General features: G+C 33.7%; 2 protein-coding genes. Both read right to left on the bottom strand.

Annotated features, from left to right (window positions below; genetic code table 11):
* On the bottom strand, positions 1-680 hold a 680-nt coding region (locus tag B7708_RS00020; RefSeq protein ID WP_142358240.1), incomplete at its 3' end, for a DUF262 domain-containing protein.
* A 15-nt stretch (positions 681-695) separates the two neighbouring features.
* Positions 696-1715 (bottom strand): adenine-specific methyltransferase EcoRI family protein (locus B7708_RS00015; RefSeq protein WP_345788859.1); only part of this gene is annotated, 1020 nt, incomplete at its 5' end.

Here is a 1715-nt window from a genome sequence, read left to right as displayed (position 1 = left end):
TTAATAGCAGTTTGTAGATACTCTTGTCTATTCCAATTACCATTTAATAGTGGTTCTGCTTTATCGTTATTCGGATTCTCGTCAGCAAGTACAACGCCACGTCCAGTCTTTGTTGAAAATCTTTGTTTAGCATCAGAAAGCCAAGTTCCTGTATAAGCAGAGTTTCTTAATTCTTGCTCATTTAATGGTTCGCCTGCTGTATTGATAACATGAAACCATTTCATTTTTTCGGAAGCAGTTCCTTCACAAACATATATGTCTAACTCATAATCAAGAATTTGTTCTGCTAAGTCAGTTAGGTTCATCTGAAGATTTGGGAAATCTTGTTGTGGAGCACTGGATGGAAATTTACTTGATTTTACCGAGTAATTCCCCATAACATAATTACAAATAGCTAAAATACGTTGTTGACCGTCAAGCACTTCATATTGTCCATCTCCTAAGTCAACCCAGTACATGATACCTAAAGGACATTCGTCTAGAACGGTTTGAATTACAGCTTGTCTCTTATCTTCATTATATACGCTATTTCTCTGATAAGACGGACGAATATTCAAGTTACCATTATATCCTTTTACAGCGTCTGTTGTTGCACCATCATCATTATTAGTATAACCACTAGCTAAATCTCGAATAGTAAATGGTTTATTTAGTAAATCTCTTAATCTAGTTACTTTCATAATATTATCTCCTTGTTAATAACCTCTGTCTTCTGAACGACTGATAGGATTTAAGTTTCTTATAAAAATACGTTTATAAACATTTTTGTCATTGAAACTAACATTGAAACTCTCTCCTTGTTTATGGTATGCTTCACCAGGGTCACCGTATGAATATGAACAACCTAATATTTCAAATTCCCTTGGATTGAACTTATCAATGAAAGTAATAGGAACGCCCATCATTCCTTCATAATCAATTGGTATATCTTTTACGTTATCTATATTTATTCCATTATAATTATCATATTTTGGGTATTTCTCTTCAAATCCTTTATAATATTTATGAGCTTTTGTTTGGTCGAACTTATCTCCAATATGCCATAAGCCATCATGACGCTTTTGTAAATCTAAGTTAGTATACCAACAAGCCATAATATGCTTGACTCTTCTGCCATCTTCGTCTAATTTCTCATAATTTGCATCATCTGGTACATACAACCAAAAGTCTGAATTCATACTTCTAGCACCAATCCAAATTTGATTATTCTTGATTAAGGGGAATACTTCTTTGTAAGTAACTGCATTCTTATTCCCAACAACAATAAACGATTTGTTGTAATTGATTAGTTGGCTAATATACTCCTTAAACAAACTAAACGGAGGGTTAGTTATAACAATATCTGCTTCTTTTAGGTATTCTATGCTGTCCTCACTTCGGAAATCTCCCGCTGTGTATTCATCATCTCCATAAATAGTTACAATATTTCCAGCTTCCATATTGAAATCATCGCCACCTTCATAAATCAGAGCATACGAAGGTTCGCTATCTTCTCGAAAATGTGTTGCTATCAGTTTTTTAAGACCAAGACTAGCAAAATTGTTATGAAAATAACGCCAAAAATTTGATTGTGTTGGGTCATCACAATTACAGTAGATAACCTTATCTCTAAAGTGTTCTCTATAATGCCCCATTTCCTCAGCAATATCTTTATAACGAGTATAAAACTCATCGTTTTTGGCTTTTTTAGCCTTGTGGAGTGAGCCAGCCATTAT

The organism is Streptococcus oralis subsp. dentisani, from assembly GCF_002096615.1.
Lineage (GTDB): Bacteria > Bacillota > Bacilli > Lactobacillales > Streptococcaceae > Streptococcus > Streptococcus oralis_U.
This window is presented reverse-complemented; position numbering and strand designations above follow the sequence as displayed.